The sequence below is a fragment of the Arthrobacter tumbae genome (assembly GCF_016907495.1).
Lineage (GTDB): Bacteria > Actinomycetota > Actinomycetes > Actinomycetales > Micrococcaceae > Arthrobacter_D > Arthrobacter_D tumbae.
This window is the reverse complement of sequence record NZ_JAFBCC010000001.1, coordinates 3,357,599-3,375,990: the sequence shown is the minus strand read 5'-3', so window position 1 is coordinate 3,375,990 and position 18,392 is coordinate 3,357,599. Positions and strand designations below refer to the sequence as shown.

Annotated in this window: 20 protein-coding genes and 1 riboswitch; of the genes, 2 read left to right on the top strand and 18 right to left on the bottom strand. The window is 66.0% G+C overall.

Going from position 1 to position 18,392, the window contains the following annotated elements; genetic code table 11:
• Positions 1–123 precede the first annotated feature (123 nt).
• The 8 genes from lgt to hisI form a co-directional block, all read right to left on the bottom strand.
• Positions 124–1,179, bottom strand: a complete 1,056-nt coding sequence (lgt, locus tag JOD47_RS15920) for a prolipoprotein diacylglyceryl transferase (protein ID WP_204535781.1) — start codon at positions 1,177–1,179, stop codon at positions 124–126.
• Between the two features lie 2 nt (positions 1,180–1,181).
• Positions 1,182–1,982, bottom strand: coding sequence for a tryptophan synthase subunit alpha (gene trpA, locus JOD47_RS15915; RefSeq protein ID WP_204535779.1), 801 nt, complete (start codon positions 1,980–1,982; stop codon positions 1,182–1,184).
• A complete protein-coding gene (trpB, locus tag JOD47_RS15910) occupies positions 1,979–3,298 on the bottom strand; it encodes a tryptophan synthase subunit beta (RefSeq protein ID WP_204535777.1) in 1,320 nt (439 codons plus the stop codon). The genes trpA and trpB overlap by 4 nt, the downstream gene beginning before the upstream one ends.
• 68 nt (positions 3,299–3,366) lie before the next feature.
• A complete protein-coding gene (gene trpC / locus JOD47_RS15905; protein WP_204535775.1) occupies positions 3,367–4,167 on the bottom strand; it encodes an indole-3-glycerol phosphate synthase TrpC in 801 nt (266 codons plus the stop codon).
• On the bottom strand, positions 4,168–4,476 hold the full coding sequence (locus JOD47_RS15900; protein ID WP_204535773.1) for an HGxxPAAW family protein: 309 nt from the start codon (positions 4,474–4,476) through the stop codon (positions 4,168–4,170).
• Between the two features lie 75 nt (positions 4,477–4,551).
• On the bottom strand, positions 4,552–5,187 hold the full coding sequence (locus tag JOD47_RS15895) for a Trp biosynthesis-associated membrane protein (RefSeq protein ID WP_204535771.1): 636 nt from the start codon (positions 5,185–5,187) through the stop codon (positions 4,552–4,554).
• Positions 5,184–6,746 carry an anthranilate synthase component I gene (locus JOD47_RS15890; protein ID WP_204535769.1) on the bottom strand — a complete coding sequence of 521 codons (1,563 nt, stop codon included), beginning with the start codon at positions 6,744–6,746 and terminating at the stop codon, positions 5,184–5,186. Before JOD47_RS15890 ends, JOD47_RS15895 begins: the two co-directional genes overlap by 4 nt.
• 76 nt (positions 6,747–6,822) lie before the next feature.
• Positions 6,823–7,224, bottom strand: a complete 402-nt coding sequence (gene hisI / locus JOD47_RS15885) for a phosphoribosyl-AMP cyclohydrolase (RefSeq protein ID WP_204535767.1) — start codon at positions 7,222–7,224, stop codon at positions 6,823–6,825.
• An 81-nt stretch (positions 7,225–7,305) separates the two neighbouring features.
• On the opposite strand from hisI, the gene JOD47_RS15880 reads away from it, so the two are divergent.
• Positions 7,306–7,950, top strand: a complete 645-nt coding sequence (locus JOD47_RS15880) for a TIGR03085 family metal-binding protein (RefSeq protein ID WP_204536814.1) — start codon at positions 7,306–7,308, stop codon at positions 7,948–7,950.
• 12 nt (positions 7,951–7,962) lie between these two features.
• Here JOD47_RS15880 and hisF read toward each other — a convergent pair whose 3' ends face one another.
• The 9 genes from hisF to aspS form a co-directional block, all read right to left on the bottom strand.
• Positions 7,963–8,733 (bottom strand): imidazole glycerol phosphate synthase subunit HisF, encoded by a 771-nt coding sequence (gene hisF / locus JOD47_RS15875; RefSeq protein ID WP_204535765.1) that lies wholly within the window; start codon positions 8,731–8,733, stop codon positions 7,963–7,965.
• Between the two features lie 13 nt (positions 8,734–8,746).
• A complete protein-coding gene (hisG, locus tag JOD47_RS15870; RefSeq protein WP_204535763.1) occupies positions 8,747–9,589 on the bottom strand; it encodes an ATP phosphoribosyltransferase in 843 nt (280 codons plus the stop codon).
• A 94-nt stretch (positions 9,590–9,683) separates the two neighbouring features.
• Complete coding sequence (locus JOD47_RS15865) at positions 9,684–9,947, bottom strand: phosphoribosyl-ATP diphosphatase (protein WP_204535761.1); 264 nt, start codon at positions 9,945–9,947, stop codon at positions 9,684–9,686.
• Between the two features lie 83 nt (positions 9,948–10,030).
• Positions 10,031–10,516 (bottom strand): 6,7-dimethyl-8-ribityllumazine synthase, encoded by a 486-nt coding sequence (ribH, locus tag JOD47_RS15860; RefSeq protein WP_204535759.1) that lies wholly within the window; start codon positions 10,514–10,516, stop codon positions 10,031–10,033.
• Between the two features lie 40 nt (positions 10,517–10,556).
• The gene (gene ribA, locus JOD47_RS15855) at positions 10,557–11,204 is read right to left on the bottom strand and encodes a GTP cyclohydrolase II (RefSeq protein WP_204535757.1); all 648 of its coding nucleotides are present in this window, start codon (positions 11,202–11,204) and stop codon (positions 10,557–10,559) included.
• The gene (gene ribB / locus JOD47_RS15850; protein ID WP_204535755.1) at positions 11,201–11,884 is read right to left on the bottom strand and encodes a 3,4-dihydroxy-2-butanone-4-phosphate synthase; all 684 of its coding nucleotides are present in this window, start codon (positions 11,882–11,884) and stop codon (positions 11,201–11,203) included. The genes ribA and ribB overlap by 4 nt, the downstream gene beginning before the upstream one ends.
• Complete coding sequence (locus JOD47_RS15845) at positions 11,881–12,522, bottom strand: riboflavin synthase (RefSeq protein WP_204535753.1); 642 nt, start codon at positions 12,520–12,522, stop codon at positions 11,881–11,883. Before JOD47_RS15845 ends, ribB begins: the two co-directional genes overlap by 4 nt.
• Positions 12,523–13,581, bottom strand: a complete 1,059-nt coding sequence (gene ribD, locus JOD47_RS15840) for a bifunctional diaminohydroxyphosphoribosylaminopyrimidine deaminase/5-amino-6-(5-phosphoribosylamino)uracil reductase RibD (RefSeq protein ID WP_204535751.1) — start codon at positions 13,579–13,581, stop codon at positions 12,523–12,525. It abuts the gene before it with no gap.
• A 104-nt stretch (positions 13,582–13,685) separates the two neighbouring features.
• A riboswitch (FMN riboswitch) is annotated at positions 13,686–13,822 on the bottom strand.
• Positions 13,823–13,846: 24 nt separating this feature from the next.
• The gene (aspS, locus tag JOD47_RS15835) at positions 13,847–15,622 is read right to left on the bottom strand and encodes an aspartate--tRNA ligase (RefSeq protein ID WP_204535749.1); all 1,776 of its coding nucleotides are present in this window, start codon (positions 15,620–15,622) and stop codon (positions 13,847–13,849) included.
• 120 nt (positions 15,623–15,742) lie between these two features.
• On the opposite strand from aspS, the gene JOD47_RS15830 reads away from it, so the two are divergent.
• On the top strand, positions 15,743–16,975 hold the full coding sequence (locus tag JOD47_RS15830) for an APC family permease (protein WP_204535747.1): 1,233 nt from the start codon (positions 15,743–15,745) through the stop codon (positions 16,973–16,975).
• Between the two features lie 16 nt (positions 16,976–16,991).
• Here the strand turns inward: JOD47_RS15830 and hisS are convergent, their stop codons facing one another.
• Positions 16,992–18,326: a histidine--tRNA ligase gene (hisS, locus tag JOD47_RS15825; protein ID WP_204535745.1), complete on the bottom strand. Its 1,335-nt coding sequence runs from the start codon at positions 18,324–18,326 to the stop codon at positions 16,992–16,994.
• Positions 18,327–18,392: the final 66 nt, after the last annotated feature.

The following is an 18,392-nucleotide window of genomic DNA, read 5'->3' as shown; positions in this document are numbered from 1 at the left end:
TTGACGGCGGCGCGGCCTGGTCAATCCCGGTACGGGGCGAAAGCCTGTGAGCCAGCTGATATACCGAGCAGAGCCACGACGCTGTGACGGTGTCCTGAGCTAGGGCGGTGGCCCAGCTGGGAGCTATTTTCGGGGATCTGATTCCCGGGGTTCCTCGGGGGCGAGTCCAGCGGAGGCAGACGTGCCCGAGGCGTCTTTTGTTTCTGGAAGATTAGCACGGTCCGGCTCCGTCCCAGCCGATGTGTCCGAACTCTGGACCTCTGTGCCTGATCCGTTATCTGCGGCCGCCGGCGCGGCGTCGTCGTTGTCTGTACCGTCAGGAGCGCGTCCGGGCAGGTAGACGGAGTGCTCTTTCACGCCCCGCTGCTTCACCGAAAGATAGACGAAGATGGCGAGGGAGACCCCGAGCACAAGGACGCTTGTCCAGACATTCAACCGCTGGGTCACGCCCAGAATGGTGATCATTTCGGCATCGTCGATCCGCAGGGCCTCAATCCAGACCCGGCCCGCCGTGTAGTACGCGGCATACAGCCAGAACATGCGTCCGCCCCGCAGCCGGAGCCTGCGGTCCAGGAGAAGCAGGAGTGCAACACCCACGAGGTTCCAGAGCGATTCATACAGGAACGTGGGATGGAACAGGGTTCCCGGATCCGCACCCGGGGGGAAGTTGGGGTTGTCGGCGTCGATCTCGAGTCCCCAGGGCAGATCGGTGGGCGCTCCGAACAGCTCCTGGTTGAACCAGTTGCCCCAGCGGCCGATCGCCTGCGCCAGCAGGACTCCCGGCGCGGCAGCGTCCGCAAACGCCGCCAGCCGGACACCGGCGCGGCGGCAGCCTATCCAGGCGCCGACCGCTCCGAGCGCGACGGCCCCCCAGATCCCCAGGCCGCCTTCCCAGATCCGGGGAATGCGTGAAAGATCTCCGTCAGGTCCGAAATACGCGTCCGGTGAGGAGAAGACGTGGTAAAGACGGCCGCCGATCAGACCGAAAGGAACTGCCCAGATGGCTACGTCCCAGACGACGTCGGGGTTGCCGCCGTAACGCTTCCAGCGGGCCGAGGTGAGAAGTAGCGCAACGATGATGCCGGTGAGTATGCACAGCGCGTACGCGTGGATGGTGGCCGGGCCGATCGAGAAGCTTGCCCATTCTGCGGGCGGGCTGGGGATGCTGGCGGGGATCATGGTCAACTCTTTCCGGTTCCGGTGCTCAGGTCTTTCGCCAGCGCGGCCACGGCGGGAACGCCGCCGTCACGCAGGGCAGCGACCAGGGCGGTGCCGACAATGACGCCGTCGGCATAGGCTCCGATTTCCCGGACATGCTCAGCAGTGGACACTCCGAGTCCGACGCAGGCGCGCTCGGCACCGGCCCGGTGCGCCGCCGCGACAACCTCGCGCGCTGCCGAACTGACCGAGGAGCGGGCGCCGGTGATGCCCATGATGGACACGGCATAGACAAATCCCCGCGTTGAATCGACCGTGGACTGCATGCGTTCCGGAGAGCTTGAGGGAGCGACAAGGAAGACCCGGTCGAGCCCGAACTCTTCCGAGACAGCCATCCACTCGGCTGCCTCGTCCGGAACGAGGTCAGGCGTGATGAGTCCGGCTCCTCCGGCTGCAGCCAGGCGACCGGCGAACTCTCGGACTCCCATGCGCATAACGGGATTCCAGTAGGTCATCACGAGTACTGCCGCTTCGGTTCGTCTGGTGATTCCCTCGACAACGTCGAAGATCTGCCGCACAGTGAAACCGTTCTGCAGCGCCTCGACGGTCGCCTGCTGGATGACCGCTCCGTCCATCACGGGGTCCGAGTAGGGAATCCCGATCTCGATCAGATCCACGCCGTTCTCCGCGAGTGCGACCGCGGCGTCGATGGTGGTCTGCACGTCGGGGAATCCGGCGGGAAGATAACCGATCAGGGCGGTGCGCCCTTCGGCGCGGGCACGCTCGATCGCGGCGGCTGACTTGCTCATGGTTCCGGCGCTCATAGTTGTTCCCCTTCCGCGCCGATCTCGGCTTCCGCGCTGTCCTCGGGCAACAGGTCAAACCACTCCGCGGCTGTGGCGACGTCCTTGTCACCGCGGCCCGAGAGATTCACGATGATGATCTTCTCCCGCGGATCTCCGCCCTCCGCCGCAAGGCGTTGGCCCACTTTCAGAGTCCCGGCCAGCGCATGCGCAGACTCGATGGCGGGGATGATGCCCTCCGTCCGGCACAGCAGGCGGAACGCTTCCATGGCTTCAGCGTCGGTGATCGGCTCATAGCTGGCCCTGCCGATGTCGGCAAGGAACGCGTGCTCCGGGCCGACTCCCGGGTAGTCCAAACCGGCGGAGATTGAGTGCGACTCGACGGTTTGCCCGTCATCATCCTGCATCAGGTACGAGCGCGCACCATGAAGCACACCCGGCCGTCCGAGCGTGATGGTGGCAGCATGGCGTCCCGTGTCTACGCCGTCCCCGCCTGCCTCAAATCCGTAGAGGGCAACTCCGCGATCATCGAGGAAGCCGTGGAAGATTCCGATGGCGTTTGAACCTCCGCCGATGCAGGCACAGACAGCGTCAGGAAGCCTGCCCGCCACCTCAAGGATCTGCTCGCGCGCTTCCTCGCCGATGACCTCATGGAAATAACGCACCATTGCCGGGAAGGGATGGGCTCCGGCAGCCGTCCCAAGCAGGTAGTGCGTGGTCTGCACGTTGGCCACCCAGTCCCGCAGCGCGTCGTTGATGGCGTCCTTCAGCGTCTGCGATCCGTTGGTGACGGGAATGACCTCCGCTCCCAGAAGCTGCATGCGTGCAACGTTGAGGGCCTGCCTCCGGCAATCCTCCGCACCCATGTAGACCACGCATTCGAGACCGAGCAGGGCGGCAGCGGTGGCGCTGGCCACTCCGTGCTGACCCGCGCCCGTTTCAGCGATCACGCGGGTCTTTCCCATCCGCTTGGCGAGGAGGGCCTGGCCCAGCACGTTGTTGATCTTGTGCGATCCCGTGTGGTTCAGGTCCTCGCGCTTGAGGAACACCCGTACGCCGCCCGCGTGCTCCGCAAAACGATGCGCTTCCGTCAGCAGGGACGGCCGGCCGGAGTAGGACCGGTTGAGCTCGGCGATCTGGGCCAGGAAATCGGGATCAGCTTTGGCCTTGTCGAAGGTCTCTTCCAGCTCATCCAGGGCGGCGATCAGCGACTCGGGCATCCAGCGCCCGCCGTACGCGCCGAAGTACGGGCCCTGCGCGTTGCGCAGCGATCCCCCGGCGAGAAATGCCTCTGCGGCACCGTCAGTTGCAGCCTGCGGCTGTGGATTGTCGCTCATGAACCTGGTGTCCTGTCGTGATGGGTGCGGCCGTCCGTGCTGTCGGGAACTGCCTCAGTAATGCAATCTCAATGGCGCAATGCGGCGCCGGCGCGAGTGAACTCACCGACCGTGACCTCCGGGTTGGAGTGGCGAACCAGCGCCTCTCCAACGAGGACAGCGCGCGCCCCCTGCGCCACAAAACTTTCGACGTCGGAGATGTCCCGGACGCCTGACTCGGCAACTACAACGGAACCGGAAGGGATGAGCCCGGCGAGTACCGGGAAGACGGAGCGGTCAATATCAAGCGTTTTGAGGTTGCGCACGTTGACGCCGATAATGCGTGCACCGACCGCGACCGCGCGCTCTACTTCCTCAGCGGTATGCGTTTCGACGAGTGCGTGCATGCCAAGCCGCTCGGTGAGTTCGAGGAAGGAGGTAAGCGTGGCGTCGTCGAGCGCCGCAACGATCAGCAGAATCAGATCCGCGCCATGGGCGCGGGCTTCCCAGATCTGGTACTCGTCAACCGTGAAATCCTTGCGGAGGACCGGCAGATCCACGGCCGCACGGACGGCGTCGAGATCCGCAAGCGATCCGCCGAACCGGCGTTCCTCGGTGAGGACACTGATCACCGAGGCGCCGCCTCGCTCATAGGCCGCAGCCAGCTCAGCTGGATCCTGGATCAGTGACAGTTCACCTTTGGAGGGGCTCTTCCGCTTCACCTCGGCGATGACGCGGACGCCCCTGGCCTGTGTGCTCAGCGCGGCATAGGCGTTCCGCGGCGCGGGTGCACGTTCGGCGAGGACGCGTACTTCTTCGAGCGGCAGGCGATTCCTGCGTACGTCGAGATCCTCCCGGACTCCAGTGATGATGTCGTCGAGAACGCTCACTTAGTGCCCGGTGTTCTTGAGCCTGTGGCCACCCACGCCGAAGCCGGCCTTCTTGAGGATGATTCCGAGCGCGAGCCCGATCACCATGATGAGGGCGCCGATCCAGAACAGGATGGTCCCCGCGTCCATGTTGCCCTCGGTGCTGGCGAAAACGTAGGCGAACGCGGACAGCGCCGCTCCGGCGAGCATCACGAAGACGCAGGTCCATGCTGCCGGGCTGTTGCCGTGTCCGATGGTCTCATCGTGAACGGAAGAATGCTCAGCCATCGGGGTTTCGTTGGAACGGGTCTCGGGCGCGGTCTTAGCCATGGCGTATCTCCTTGTGCTGTGGTCTGTAGTCCATTCTGCCATTGATTCAGCAGGGCGTTGATTCGTCAGGGGCACTCAGCCTGTCGGATCCTCACCCCGGCTGAGGCTGTCCCAATTGTCGATCTCGTCAGCGTTTGTATCCGCCTTCGCCGGTGCGTTCCGGGAGGGCGAAGGCTCCTGCCGGTTCTCGTAGCGGCGGGCGGTGCGCCAGCCGCTGCCCGCAATGAGCAGCCATACCGCGCAGAGCAGCAGCATCAGCCCCGCCACCGCGGCCAGCCACGGCATGGCGGTTGCCGTCACGGAGGCGCCGTCCTGGCTGGTGACGCCGAGCGCTTCTCCGATCGCGGGTTCGGCGGCGGTCATCGGATCAGTGGCGACGGCAAGGCTGCTGAGGGCGATGCCGACGCCCGCAACGGTCAGAATGACGGCGATGATCCACCGGGCGATGCGGCCGGCAATCGATGCAGCCAGCGCCGCGGCCAGACCCACCAGCGCAAATGCGGTCACCGCGGTGGCGGCGTCTGAGCCTGGCACCTCAATGGAAGGAGTCTGTACGGCGGATTGCGGCAGGGTCACCGAAAGCCAGGCCTGGGTGGTACTGCCGAAAGCGGCCAATGCCGAGGTCACCGTCGCGAGGACGAGAACTCCCCTGCGGCGCAGGGCGGGTGTGCGGGAAGGGGCAGGAGCGCCCGACCGGGACGACGGGCTCACGGCGTACCCGCCCCCGGACCGGTCACCGGATGAAGGCTCGCGGCGATCAGCGCGGCGCGCAACGGAGCTGCGGCCTTGTTGACCGTCTCCTGCGCCTCGGCTTCGAGCTCGGAATCGGCCACAATTCCACCGCCGGCCTGGACGTAGGCCCGGTTGTCGCGCAGCAGTGCTGAGCGGATCGCGATGGCCATGTCCATGTCTCCGGCGAAGTCGAAGTAGCCCACTACTCCCCCGTAGATACCCCGCTTGTGCGGTTCAAGTTCATCAAGCAGCCGGAGCGCTCGGGGTTTGGGCGCTCCGGACAGGGTTCCCGCCGGGAAGGTCGCGGCGAGGACATCGTAGGCGGACCGCGCCGGATCCAGTTGCCCGACGACGGTGGACACCAGGTGCATGATGTGGCTGAACCGCTCGACCTCCATGAACTGTGTGACGTCCACTGTTCCCGGCCGGCACACCTTGGAGATGTCGTTGCGTGCCAGGTCCACCAGCATGAGGTGCTCCGCGCGCTCCTTTTCGTCGGCGAGGAGTTCCTCCGCCAGGGCGCGGTCCTGTTCGGCTGTCCTGCCGCGTGGCCGGGATCCGGCGATGGGATGGGTGATGACTTCGGAGCCGTTGACGGTGACAAGCGCTTCCGGCGAAGAGCCGACGATTGAATAGGGCCGCCCAGTCGGGTCCTCAAGGCTGAAAAGGTACATGTACGGACTGGGGTTGGTGGTGCGCAGCACCCGGTAGACGTCCAGCGCCGATGCCTCGCAGTCCAGTTCGAACCGGCGCGAGATGACAACCTGGAACACCTCGCCATCAACGATGGCTTGCTTGCCCCGCTCGATCGCCGCCAGATACCGGTCGCGATCCCAGCGTTCACGCACGCGGGACATCAGCGCTGCGCTGTCGGTTGCGCCGTCGGCCAGGATTGACACCGGCTGATCCGACGCGGCGGCAAGCCGCTGGAGCATGCTGCGGAGGCGGGCAACGGCGTCGTGCCAGGCTTCGTCGACGCGATCGGAAGAATTGTCATAGTTGATCGCGTTGGCCACCAGGGTGACCTTGCCGCCCGCATTGTCATGAATAGCCATGTCGGTGACGAGGTTCATGGCCAGTTCCGGCAGATCGAGGTCGTCTTCCGGAGGGGAGGTGAGCCGTTCCCAGTGGCGGACGGATTCCCAGCCGATGAAACCGACCATGCCGGAGGTGAACGGCGGAAGTCCGTCGAAGCGGGCGGTCTGGAGTTCCTCGACGGTCCGGCGGAGTGCTTCGACCGGATTGCCGCCCACAGGGACTCCCGCGGGAGGCTCGCCGAGCCAGCAGGCCTCGCCGTCCCTGGTGGTGAGCGTTGCCCGCGAATTGACGCCGATGAACGAGTACCGCGACCACACTCCGCCCTCGGCAGCCGATTCCATGAGGAACGTGCCTGGGTGGCCGTCAGCCAGCTTGCGGTAGATGCCGATCGGCGTGTGGGCGTCGTCGAGCACCATCAGGCGGACGGGAATGACGCGCCGGTCCCGGGCAAGGGCGCGGAACTCCTCCAGGCCTGGGCTGATTACTCCGAGCTCGTCCATGACATGTGCTTCCTGAATCTCGCGCCCATCCGCAGCGGTGGGCGGGCTGATGGTCTCCTGCTGCAAACGGTGCGGCTCACGCGGGGCCGGCGACGGCGGCAAGCTCCCTGCCGTCGAAACAGGTCCGCGTCCCGGTGTGGCAGGCCGCGCCGACCTGGTGCACCCGCACCAGCAGCGCATCGCCGTCGCAGTCCAGCGCGACCGACTGCACATACTGCACGTGGCCGGAGGTGTCGCCCTTGCGCCAGTATTCCTGCCGTGACCGCGAGTAGAAGGTGACGCGGCCGCTCGTCAGGGTTCGCCGCAGCGCTTCATCGTCCATCCAGCCGAGCATCAGTACGTCCCCGGTGTCGTGGGCCTGGACAATCGCCGCAACGAGGCCGGCGGCGTCCCGTTTGAGGGCGTGCGCCACCGCGGGATCAAGCGTGGGTGTTTCACCGGCGGAGGCAGAAGCAGCGGGTTCGGCGTGTTGTGACATCGCAACTGATTCTAGTCGTGCCGGAAGGGGCGGGCACCCACCCGGGCATGGAGCACGTCTATCATGCTATTTTCGAGAGTGATGCATTTCGTTGATCCCTCCCGTGAAGTCCTCGCCGAAACCCTGCTGGCGGCCGGGCCCCACTCCCCCACGCTCTGCGATGGGTGGCAGACGAAGGAACTTGCAGCCCACCTGTATCTACGCGGCCACAGGCCCAGCGTTGGTATCGGTGCCCTCATCAAGCCGCTGGCCGTTGTTTCAGAGAAGGCCACCCGCACCCTCGCGGCGAAATCCGCGTCAGCACCGGCGTACGAAGCGCTGGTCAATGACTTCCGCAAGGGCCATCCGTTCTACTCCCCCATGCGCGTGCAATCGATCGACACCAGCACCAACCTGATTGAGTACTTCGTGCACACCGAGGACGTCCGACGGGCAACCAGCAGGTGGGCGCCGCGCGCGCTGGATGAGGAATATTCGAACGCACTCTGGGACGAGCTGATCAAGCGCGCCGCCATCCTCTACCGCGGGGTGGATCTCGGCATCGTGCTGGTGCGGCCGGACGGTCCCAGGCACGTAGCGAAACGGGCCCCCGTCTCGGTGGCCATCGTGGGTGAGCCCGGGGAACTGCTCATGCATGCCCACGGCCGCACCCGCCATGCACTGGTCACTTTCGAAGGACAGCCCGACGCCGTAGCACTCCTTGAGAGCGCCGAGGTCGGGCTCTAGGGAAGCCAGGTTCTAACGAACCGGAAAACCGGCGTCCCGGATAGCCCTCTTCACCTCAGCGATCGCGTCAACGGGACCGAAGTGGAACACGGATGCCGCCAGCACCGCATCGGCGCCCGCGGCCACAGCCGGCGGAAAGTGATGCGGTGCACCCGCCCCGCCGGAGGCGATCAGGGGCACGTTGACTGCCGCCCGCACAACCCGGATCATCTCAAGATCAAAGCCCTCACGGGTGCCGTCAGCATCGATGGAGTTGAGCAGGATCTCGCCCACGCCGCGCTCAGCCGCTTCCCGCGCCCAGGCAACCGCGTCGATCCCGGTCCCCTTCCGGCCGCCGTGCGTGGTCACCTCGAAGCCTGACTGGGCAGCGGGATTGTCCGTCCGGCGTGCGTCCAGACTGAGCACCAGTACCTGTGAGCCGAAGTGGGACGTGATCTCGTCAATGACCATTGGACGTGCGACCGCCGCCGTATTGATGGACGCCTTGTCGGCGCCTGCGCGAAGCAACCGGTCGACGTCGGAAATCTCCCGGACGCCGCCGCCCACCGTCAGTGGGATGAACACTTCCTCGGCGGTTTTCGCGACCACGTCGAAGGTGGTGGCGCGGTTGCCGGAGGAAGCGGTGACGTCGAGGAAGGTCAGTTCATCAGCGCCTGCCCGGTCGTAGCGGTGCGCCAGTTCCACTGGGTCCCCAGCGTCGCGGAGGTCTTCGAAATTGATTCCCTTGACGACGCGTCCGGCGTCGACATCAAGGCAGGGTATGACCCGGATTGCCACACTCATTGTTCGGTCCGCCCTAGATCCGGCACGCGTGAATGGTGCTCACCAGAATGGCGCGCGCGCCGAGGTCATAGAGCTCGTCCATGATCCGGTTGGTGCTGTGACGCTTCACCATTGAGCGAACCGCAACCCACTCGGAATCACGCAGCGGCGAAATCGTGGGTGACTCAAGACCCGGTGTCAGCGCCGCGGCCTGATCCACCAGTTCCTTGCGGATGTCGTAATCCAGCAGCACGTACTGGCGCGCGACAAGCACGCCCTGAAGCCGACGGATCAGGATGTCGAGACCGGCCGGTGCTGCATCCAGGCGCCCGATGAGGACTGCCTCGCTTTTCAGGATGGGTTCGCCGAAGATCTCCATGCCGGCGGCCTTCAGGGTGTTCCCCGTTTCGACGACATCAGCGATGGCATCCGCGACGCCGAGGCGCACGGACGATTCCACGGCGCCGTCAAGCCGGACAACGGTGGCGTCGACCCCCTGTTCGGTCAGGAAGGCGCGCAGGAGTCCGTCGTAGCTGGTGGCCAGGCGGCGCCCCTCAAGTTCGGCGACAGCGGCGAAGTTCCCTACCGGCCCGGCGAAGCGGAACGTTGACGCGCCGAAGCCGAGGGGCAGGAGCTCCTCGGCGTCCACCTGCGCGTCAAGGAAGAGGTCGCGGCCGGTGATTCCGACGTCGAGGGTTCCGGAACCAACGTAGACCGCTATGTCCCGCGGCCGGAGGAAGAAGAATTCAATGTCGTTCTCGGGGTCCAGCATCACCAGTTCGCGGGTGTCGCGGCGCTGGCGGTAGCCCGCCTCGCTGAGCATCGCGGAGGCGGATTCAGACAGGGATCCCTTATTGGGGACTGCAACTCGAAGCATGGGTTTCCTTTGGGAAGGAGGGTTTGCTGGGGGACGTCGCCTGAAAGCAGGCGCTGGGCCGCGCGCGGGTTCTGTGAAGATTGTCGCCGCGCGGCTACAGATGCTTGTAGACGTCTTCCAGCGTGAGTCCCTTGGCGATCATCATGACCTGGAGATGGTAAAGCAGCTGCGAGATTTCCTCTGCAGCAGCTTCGTTCGACTCATACTCGGCGGCCATCCACACTTCGGCAGCCTCCTCGACGACCTTCTTGCCGATGCCGTGCACGCCGGACTCCAGTTCAGCCACGGTGCGTGACCCGGATGGGCGGGCGGCAGCTTTCTCGCTCAGCTCGACAAAGAGGGTATCGAAGGATTTCACTCTGTCTAGGTTACTGGGTTCCATGGAATCCGCCGTATCGGTGCCGTTCCATGTGACGAAACTCCTGCGGCACTTCCCTGGATTCACTTACCCCAGGGTTCCAGTACAGCAACGGTAGCCAATGCCGCAACGGTGGCCTCGTATCCCTTGTCCTCGCTCGAACCGGCAAGCCCGGCGCGGTCCAGGCCCTGCTCTTCCGTATCGCAGGTCAACACTCCGAAGCCCACCGGAACACCAGTGCGCACGCTGACGTCGGTGAGTCCCGACGTCGCAGCCTGGCACACGTACTCGAAGTGCGGCGTGCCGCCACGGATGACAACACCGAGTGCGACAACGGCGTCATAGTGGGGCGCCAGCCTCGCCGCGGCGACGGGCAACTCGAAACTGCCCGGCACGCGGATCACGTCGGCTCCGACACCGGCATCCGCCGCGGCCCGGCGGGCGCCGTCAAGCAGCCCGTCCATGATGGCGGTGTGCCAGCTGGCAGCGATGACGGCGAGTCGGACGGGTTTCTGCTGTTGTCCCGTGATGCTGGTGACGTCGATGGTGGGGGCGCCGTGTCCGGCCATGGTTCTCCTTGGAATGGGGGTGGATTCGCTGAAGGAACTGTCAGCTCTGCTGAACGATCTTTTCCTGGGGACGCTGATGGAACCGCTCCTCCAGATGGGACAATTGGTGGTTGAGGCGGTCCCGCTTCGTCTCGAGGTAATGCTGGTTCTCCAGCCGGGACGGTATCTCCGAAGGCACCATCGACACCACAGTGATGCCGTACCGCTCAAGGTGCTCCCGTTTGACCGGGTTGTTGCTCAACAGCCGGATCTCGGTGATGCCCAACGCTGTGAGGATTTCCGCCGCAGCCTGGTAATCGCGCGCATCGACGGGAAGACCGAGCTGCTCGTTCGCCTCGACCGTATCGGCGCCGTTCTCCTGCAGCGCATAGGCGCGCAACTTGTTGGCGAGACCGATGCCGCGGCCTTCCTGCCCCCGCAGATAGACAACTGTTCCGCCCTGCTCCTGGACCAGTCCGAGCGCCTGTTCGAGCTGCTCACCGCAGTCACAGCGGTAGGAGCCGAACACATCACCGGTGAGGCACTCCGAGTGCATCCGGACCAGCGGGGTGCCGTCGGCATTGTCGGTGCCCGGCGCGGACATCGTGAGGTGCTCAACGCCGGAGGCAGCGTCCGTCCAGGCCTGCGCGGAAAACGGTCCGCACGCCGTCGGAATGGTGACTACCGGGCCGCCGGTGACTGCACTCACTCCCCGGCTCCGGTTGCGCGGGACGAAAGATAGTCGGCCAGATCCTCGATCGAGATCAGCGGTGCCCCATGCCGGGTGGCGAACTCGCGCAGCGCGGGCAGGCGCATCATGCCGCCGTCGTCGTGGGTGACTTCCGCGATCACTGCGGCCGGTTCCACGCCGGCCAGCCGGCACAGGTCAATTGCAGCCTCGGTGTGTCCGCGCCGCTGCAGCACGCCGCCCTCCACCGCCCGCAGGGGGAACATGTGGCCCGGCCGGGTGAGGTCAGAGGGAACAGACGACGGCGCGGCCAAAACCCTGGCGGTCAGCGCCCTATCCGCGGCGCTGATACCGGTGCTGACGCCGACCGCGGCGTCGCAGGACACGGTGTAGGCCGTCTGCTTGGCGTCCTGGTTATTGATCACCATGGCGGGCAGCTCCAGCCGGTCCGCGGTTTTCCCCGTCACCGGAACGCACAGCACGCCCGAGGTGTACCGGATGGTCCATCCCGTCAGCTCGGCGGTGGCGAACTCGGCAGCGAAGATGATGTCGCCCTCATTCTCGCGGTTGGCATCATCAACGACGACGACGGCGCGGCCCGCTGCCAGCGCAGCGACGGCCGCCTCCACCGGATCCAGAGCAACGTCGAGGACGGCCCCGCCCTGCGGCTCTACCGCGTTGGGGTTGCTGTGCGGAGTCATGCCTGCGCCCCATTTCCTGTGACATCTCCCGTGAAGGCAAGGAGTCGCTCCGCGTACTTGGCAAGGACATCCATCTCGAGATTCACCGGGTCGCCGATGTGCTTCGCACCCAACCCCGTCTCGGAGAGGGTAGTCGGGATGAGCCCCACCTCGAACCAGGGCTCGGGCGCTCCGGCGTCACTGACGGCGGTGACGGTGAGCGATACACCGTCCACCGCAATGGATCCCTTTTCCGCAGCGTAACGGTCCAGCGGGGCCGGAACGCTGAAGCGCAGCCGCTCCCAGGAGCCCAGGTCCTGACGCTCAATGAGGGTGCCTACGCCGTCGACGTGGCCCTGCACAACGTGGCCATCCAGCCTCCCGTTGGCGGCGACGCACCGTTCGAGATTGACCGTATCTTTCGCGGCCAGCCGGCCGATGGTAGTGCGGGTCAGCGTTTCCCCCATCACGTCGGTGCTGATGGTGCCGCCGTCAATGGCGGTGGCGGTGAGGCAGACGCCGTTAACCGCGATGGACCCGCCGAGCTCCAGCCCCGCGCCGGTTGCGCCGGCGTCAAAGACCAGCACTGCGCTCCCACCGTCCGGCGTGCGCTGCAGGGAGATGACGTTGCCCTGTCCGGAAACAATTCCTGTGAACACTTAGGGGCCTTTCCTGATAGGCGCCGGAGGCGGCGCAATGGGTTTGAGGTGCAGCCGCACGTCGTCGCCGAGCTGAGTGAGCGCCGCGGCCCCGTCCGGGTCGAGACGCCACACATGGGCGTCAGTAAGCGTTGCTACGCCGAGCCGCTGGAAGGCGGGCACGCCGGCGCCGAGGAGCATCGGCGCGACATAGGCGAAGAGTTCATCGGCGAGATCCGCCATGAGGAAGGCGCCGACCAGTTGTGGGCCCCCCTCCACGAGAACGTGCCGCACGCCCCGGCCGTACAGTTCAGTCAGCGCGGCCAGTGGATCATGGGTTTCCAGGTGCACGAACCCGCTTCCGCGCATTGCCGCTTCCCCGGGGACGCCCCGGAGCCCGACGGCAACCCGCAGCGGCTGGCGGTCGGCGTCGGAACCGTCCAGTGCCCGCGCGGTGAGGCGGGGATTGTCGGCGAGGACTGTGCCGGTGCCCACGAGGACGGCGTCGACGCGCGTACGGATGGTGTGTCCGTCTGCGCGGGCGTGCGGGCCGGTGATCCACTGGCTTGAGCCGTCCGCTGCCGCAGATTGCGCATCCAGGCTCTGCGCCACTTTGACTGTCACGAAGGGACGCCGCGCCTGGACGGCACCGAGCCAGCGGCGGTTCAGCTCAGTTGCGGCGTCCGCGAGAAGCCCGCCGGATACGTCGATTCCGTGGTCGGCGAGCCGGTCGGCCCCGCCTGCGGCGTCGGGGGTGGGATCGGAGGCAGCGTATACAACGCGTGTGATGCCGGCGGCCACAATCGCCTCGGTGCAGGGACCCGTCCGCCCGGTGTGGTTGCACGGCTCCAGCGTCACCACCATGGTGCAGCCGGCAGGGTCCACGCCCTGCAGTGCAGCGCTCTTCAGCGCGGCTACTTCCGCGTGATCGGTGCCTGCGCCGAGGTGGAAACCGGTGGCAACCATCGCGCCGTCGTCATCGAGAAGCACAGCGCCCACCAGAGGGTTGGCGCCGCGCACGCCCTGGCCCGCGAGCAGCAGCGCGTGCTCCATGGCCATCATCTCGGTAGAAAGGTCCATCTCGTTCCTCACCTGGCTCTTGCGGCTCCGGGGGAACGACAGACATCGGCGGGCGCTGTCTTGGGACGCATCACGCGCCCACGACAGGGCACAGCCGAAAGCTGCACGTGCTTCTCCCATCCAGACTTTAACTGTCGGTGCCGGAATTTCACCGGCTCAACCGTTTGCTGCCCCGAGGGGCTGCGCGCGGGTCGCGGACTATAACCGCCGGTTCGGAATTACACCGACCCCGGAGCACGTTGTACGAACTTATTCTTTCACATTTTTAGGGCGCGTCGGACTTTCCAACCGGCTTCGTGTCAACGCCCGCCTCCTTACGCTGCTGCGGCGTGATCGGTGCCGGGGCAGCGGTGAGCGGGTCATAGCCGCCGCCGGATTTCGGAAAGGCGATGACGTCGCGGATGGAGTCGCTGCCGGCGAGGAGTGCGACTACGCGGTCCCAGCCGAAGGCGATGCCGCCGTGGGGCGGTGCGCCGTATTTGAAGCCCTCAAGCAGAAAGCCGAACTTCTCCTGGGCATCCTCGGGACTGATGCCCATCACAGCGAAGACCCTCTCCTGGACATCCCGCTGGTGGATACGGATCGAGCCGCCGCCGATCTCATTGCCGTTGCAGACGATGTCGTACGCATACGCAACTGCGTTCCCGGGATCAGTGTCGAAGGAGTCCAGGTATTCCGGCTTCGGTGAGGTGAAAGCGTGGTGCACGGCCGTCCACGCCCCGGTTCCCACGGCGACGTCACCTGCTGCGACGGCGTCCGACGCCGGTTCGAACATGGGCGCGTCAACAACCCACACGAACGCCCACGCCTCCGGGTCGATCAGCCCGGTCCGGTGACCGATCTCTACCCGTGCAGCACCGAGCAGCGCGCGCGAGGAGGACTTCTCGCCGGCGGCGAAGAAGATGCAATCGCCCGGCTTGGCACCAACGGCGCCCGCCAGGCCATCCCGTTCAGCGTCAGTCAGGTTCTTGGCGACGGGACCGCGGAGGCTGCCGTCGTCGTCGATGAGGACGTACGCAAGGCCCTTCGCGCCGCGCTGCTTGGCCCATTCCTGCCACGCGTCAAGCTGGCGGCGCGGCTGGGAGGCCCCGCCGGGCATGACGACGGCACCAACATATGCGGCCTTGAACACGCCGAATCCGGTGTCCTTGAAGTACTCAGCGAGCTCAGTCAGCTCGAGGCCGAACCGCAGGTCCGGCTTGTCGGAGCCGTAACGCGCCATGGCATCGGCGTAGGTCATGCGCTGGATGGGCGTCGGGATCTCAACGTCGATCAGCTTCCACAGCGCCGTCACCAGCTCCTCCCCGAGCGCGATGATGTCATCCTGCTCGACGAAACTTGCCTCGATGTCCAGCTGCGTGAACTCGGGCTGCCGGTCGGCGCGGAAGTCCTCGTCCCGGTAGCACCGGGCGATCTGGTAGTACTTCTCGAAGCCACCCACCTGGAGAAGTTGCTTGAAGAGCTGCGGAGACTGCGGCAGCGCGTACCAGGATCCGGGCGCCAGTCGGGCTGGAACCAGGAAATCGCGGGCGCCCTCGGGCGTCGAACGGGTGAGGGTGGGCGTCTCGATCTCCACGTAGCCGTCCGAGTGCAGGAGCTCGCGTGCAACCCGGTTCGCTTCGGAGCGCAGGCGGAGGTTCGCGTTCGGCGTGGGACGGCGGAGATCGAGGTAGCGGTGCTTGAGGCGGGCTTCCTCGCCCACCTCGACGTGCTCGTCGATCTGGAACGGCAGCGGGTCCGAGGTATTGAGGATTGTCACCTTTTCGGCGATGACCTCGACCTCTCCCGTTGCAAGAGCGGGGTTCCCGTTGCCCTCGGGGCGCTTCTCGACGGTGCCGATGATCTGCAGCACGTACTCGTTGCGCAATCCATGGAACACGTCTTCCTCCCGCACAACGACCTGGGCGACGCCGGAAGCGTCACGAAGATCGAGGAATGCCACGCCGCCGTGGTCACGCCGACGGGCCACCCATCCGGCGAGAGTAACGGTCTGTCCAATGTGCCCGGTCCGTAGTGAACCAAGGTCATGTGTGCGCAGCACAGCATTCCTTCCGGTGGAATTAATCCAGGTCTGTGGATCGTGGTTGAATCTCAGTGTTCGAGTTTACCGCCGGATGAGATGCATTCCCGGCCACGCTTCTCACCGGACGGGGATCGCGAAATGCCGCAGGCATTGAACAGACAACTCGGTGGGTTCGACGCCACGACGGTCGGCATCGGCTCAATGATCGGCGCCGGCGTTTTTGTCGTCTTCTCCCCCGCCGCCGCAGCCGCCGGCTCCCTGCTGCCGCTCGCAGTCGCCCTTGCCGCCGTCGTCGCCTATGCCAACGCCGCGGCATCGGCCCAGCTGGCCACCGTGCATCCCGTGAGCGGCGGCACCTATACCTATGGGCGGCGCCAGCTCGGCGAATGGCCGGGCTTCCTGGCCGGTTGGAGTTTCATCACCGGCAAACTTGCCTCCTGCGCGGCGATGGCACTCACCTTCGGGCTGTACGCGGCCCCGGGTTTCGAGAAAGCTGCAGGGGTGGCAGCTGTGGCGGCTCTGACGTCCGTCAACCTGTTGGGCATCACCCGCACCGCACTCATGACGCGAATCATTGTCGCGCTGGTGATACCCGTCCTCGCCTTCGTCATCGTCGCTGCGTTTGCGCAGCCGGCCGACGACGCCGGCGCCTTGCCGGCGGGGCCCACCGGCGTCCTGCAGGCGGCCGGGCTCATGTTCTTCGCCTTCGCCGGTTATGCGCGCATTGCGACGATGGGCGAAGAGGTCCGCGAGCCCGCACGCAACATTCCGCGGGCTATCTTCGGCGCACTCGGGTTCACCCTGGCCCTGTACCTCCTGCTCGCATTCGGCCTGCTTCGCGCGGTGGGGCCGGGCGCCCTCGCGGACTCGCCGGCGCCCCTGGCAGAAGTGTTTCCGACCAGCGGATCACTACCCGTTTTGGCAGTGGCGATTGCGGCGGCGCTGGCGAGCCTCGGCGCGTTGCTCGCCCTGATCAGCGGGATCGCCCGCACATCCCTGGCCATGGCTCGCGAGGGTGACCTGCCGCGGGTTTTCGGGGCGGTGTCAGCGCGCCGGGCCACGCCGTTCGCGGCGGAGCTGGCCACCGCCGTCGTCGTCATTGCACTGCTGCTGGGAACCGATGTGCTGACGGTAGTGGGCTTCTCCAGCTTCGGCGTGCTGCTCTACTACGCGGTGGCGAACCTCTCCGCGCTCACCCTGACCTCGCGTCCCTGGTACGCGCCGCGGGCGCTGAACATCCTCGGCTTCGCGGGATGCCTGGTGCTGGCATTCACGCTTCCGCTGCAGTCCGTACTGACCATGACCGTCATTCTGCTGGTGGGCCTGCTTGGCCGCGCCGCCGTGGTCCTGGTACGACGACGACGGCACTAGAGCCCAGCGCGCGGGCTCAGCCCTGAGGCACGACGGCCGGCCAGCGGTCCTCAACGGGGGGAGCCCACGACGAGGGGTCGGCGGCGCTCTGCTCCCCCGAGCGGATGTCCTTGACCTCGTGGGTGCCGTCTTCAGAGGTGAACCAGACGAACGGGATGCCCCGCCGGTCGGCGAACTTGATCTGCTTCCCGAACTTCTCGGCGGTTGCCGCGACCTCCACGGGAATACCGCGGCCGCGCAAGGACGCCGCGACATCCTGAGCCGCGGACCACGAGTCATCGTTCGCGAGGGTGACCAGTACCGCCGTCGGGACCTGGCGGGAGGCAGCCGCGAATTCCTGGCTCAGAATGCGCGTCACGAGGCGCGTGACGCCGATGGACAGCCCGACGCCGGGGAAGGTCCGGTTGCCCTTGCTCGCCAGCGCATCGTAGCGGCCGCCGGAGCAGATGGATCCGAGTGCCTCATGGCCCACCAACACCGTCTCGTAAACCGTGCCGGTGTAGTAGTCGAGGCCGCGCGCGATGCTCAGATCGGCGATCACCTTCCCGGGTGCGCGCTTCGCTGCCTCGGCGATGACCTGCTCGAGTTCGGCCAGTCCTTCCTCGAGCAGCGGATCTTCAACGCCGAGAGCGCGCACCCGGTCAACGAAGGAGGTGTCTTCGGTGCGGATCCCGGCGAGGCTGAGGGCTGCTTCCGCCTGCTCGGCCGTGGCACCCAGCTCGGTCTTGAGCAGCTCCGCCACCTTCACGGGGCCGATCTTCTCCAGCTTGTCGATGCTGCGCAGCACGCCGGGGGTATCCGTCAGACCGATTCCCCGGTAGAAGCCTTCGGCAAGCTTCCGGTTGTTGATCCGCAGCTGGAAGTCGGGAATCGGCAGCGCGCTGAGCGCCTCGGCGACCACGAGGGCAAGCTCGATGTCATAGCGGAAGGGCAGTGCGCCGTCGCCCACCACGTCGATGTCCGCCTGCGTGAACTCGCGGGCACGCCCCTCCTGGGGACGTTCGCCCCGCCAGACCTTCTGGATCTGGTAGCGGCGGAACGGGAACGCAAGGTGGCCGGCATTTTCGACCACATAGCGTGCAAAAGGAACCGTCAAATCAAAGTGCAGCGCAAGCGAGTCCCCGACGGCGGCGCCGGTGTCCTCGTTCTGGAGGCGCGATACCGCATAGACCTCCTTGTCGATCTCGCCCTTGCGCAGCAACTGACCCACTGTTTCGACCGCACGGGTCTCGACGCTGGAGAATCCGTGAAGCTCGAACGTCCGTCGCAGGGTGTCCAGAACATGCAGCTCCACCAGGCGCTCCTGGGGCAACCATTCGGGAAATCCGGACAACGAGGACTTTCGTGCCATACGGCAACTCTCCTTGGAAAATGACGCTGGTGTCCCCAACCGGGCGGTTCGGGATGCTGCGGGAAA

Coding starts and splice junctions, on each gene's coding strand:
- lgt (WP_204535781.1), bottom strand. CDS start 1,179: ATGATCCCCGCCAGCATCCCCAGCCCGCCCGCAGAATGGGCAAGCTTC.
- ribH (WP_204535759.1), bottom strand. CDS start 10,516: ATGGCCGGACACGGCGCCCCCACCATCGACGTCACCAGCATCACGGGA.
- trpA (WP_204535779.1), bottom strand. CDS start 1,982: ATGAGCGCCGGAACCATGAGCAAGTCAGCCGCCGCGATCGAGCGTGCC.
- JOD47_RS15830 (WP_204535747.1), top strand. CDS start 15,743: ATGCCGCAGGCATTGAACAGACAACTCGGTGGGTTCGACGCCACGACG.
- ribD (WP_204535751.1), bottom strand. CDS start 13,581: ATGGACCTTTCTACCGAGATGATGGCCATGGAGCACGCGCTGCTGCTC.
- hisI (WP_204535767.1), bottom strand. CDS start 7,224: ATGTCACAACACGCCGAACCCGCTGCTTCTGCCTCCGCCGGTGAAACA.
- ribB (WP_204535755.1), bottom strand. CDS start 11,884: ATGACTCCGCACAGCAACCCCAACGCGGTAGAGCCGCAGGGCGGGGCC.
- hisS (WP_204535745.1), bottom strand. CDS start 18,326: ATGGCACGAAAGTCCTCGTTGTCCGGATTTCCCGAATGGTTGCCCCAG.
- JOD47_RS15890 (WP_204535769.1), bottom strand. CDS start 6,746: ATGGACGAGCTCGGAGTAATCAGCCCAGGCCTGGAGGAGTTCCGCGCC.
- hisG (WP_204535763.1), bottom strand. CDS start 9,589: ATGCTTCGAGTTGCAGTCCCCAATAAGGGATCCCTGTCTGAATCCGCC.
- JOD47_RS15900 (WP_204535773.1), bottom strand. CDS start 4,476: ATGGCTAAGACCGCGCCCGAGACCCGTTCCAACGAAACCCCGATGGCT.
- hisF (WP_204535765.1), bottom strand. CDS start 8,733: ATGAGTGTGGCAATCCGGGTCATACCCTGCCTTGATGTCGACGCCGGA.
- JOD47_RS15880 (WP_204536814.1), top strand. CDS start 7,306: ATGCATTTCGTTGATCCCTCCCGTGAAGTCCTCGCCGAAACCCTGCTG.
- trpB (WP_204535777.1), bottom strand. CDS start 3,298: ATGAGCGACAATCCACAGCCGCAGGCTGCAACTGACGGTGCCGCAGAG.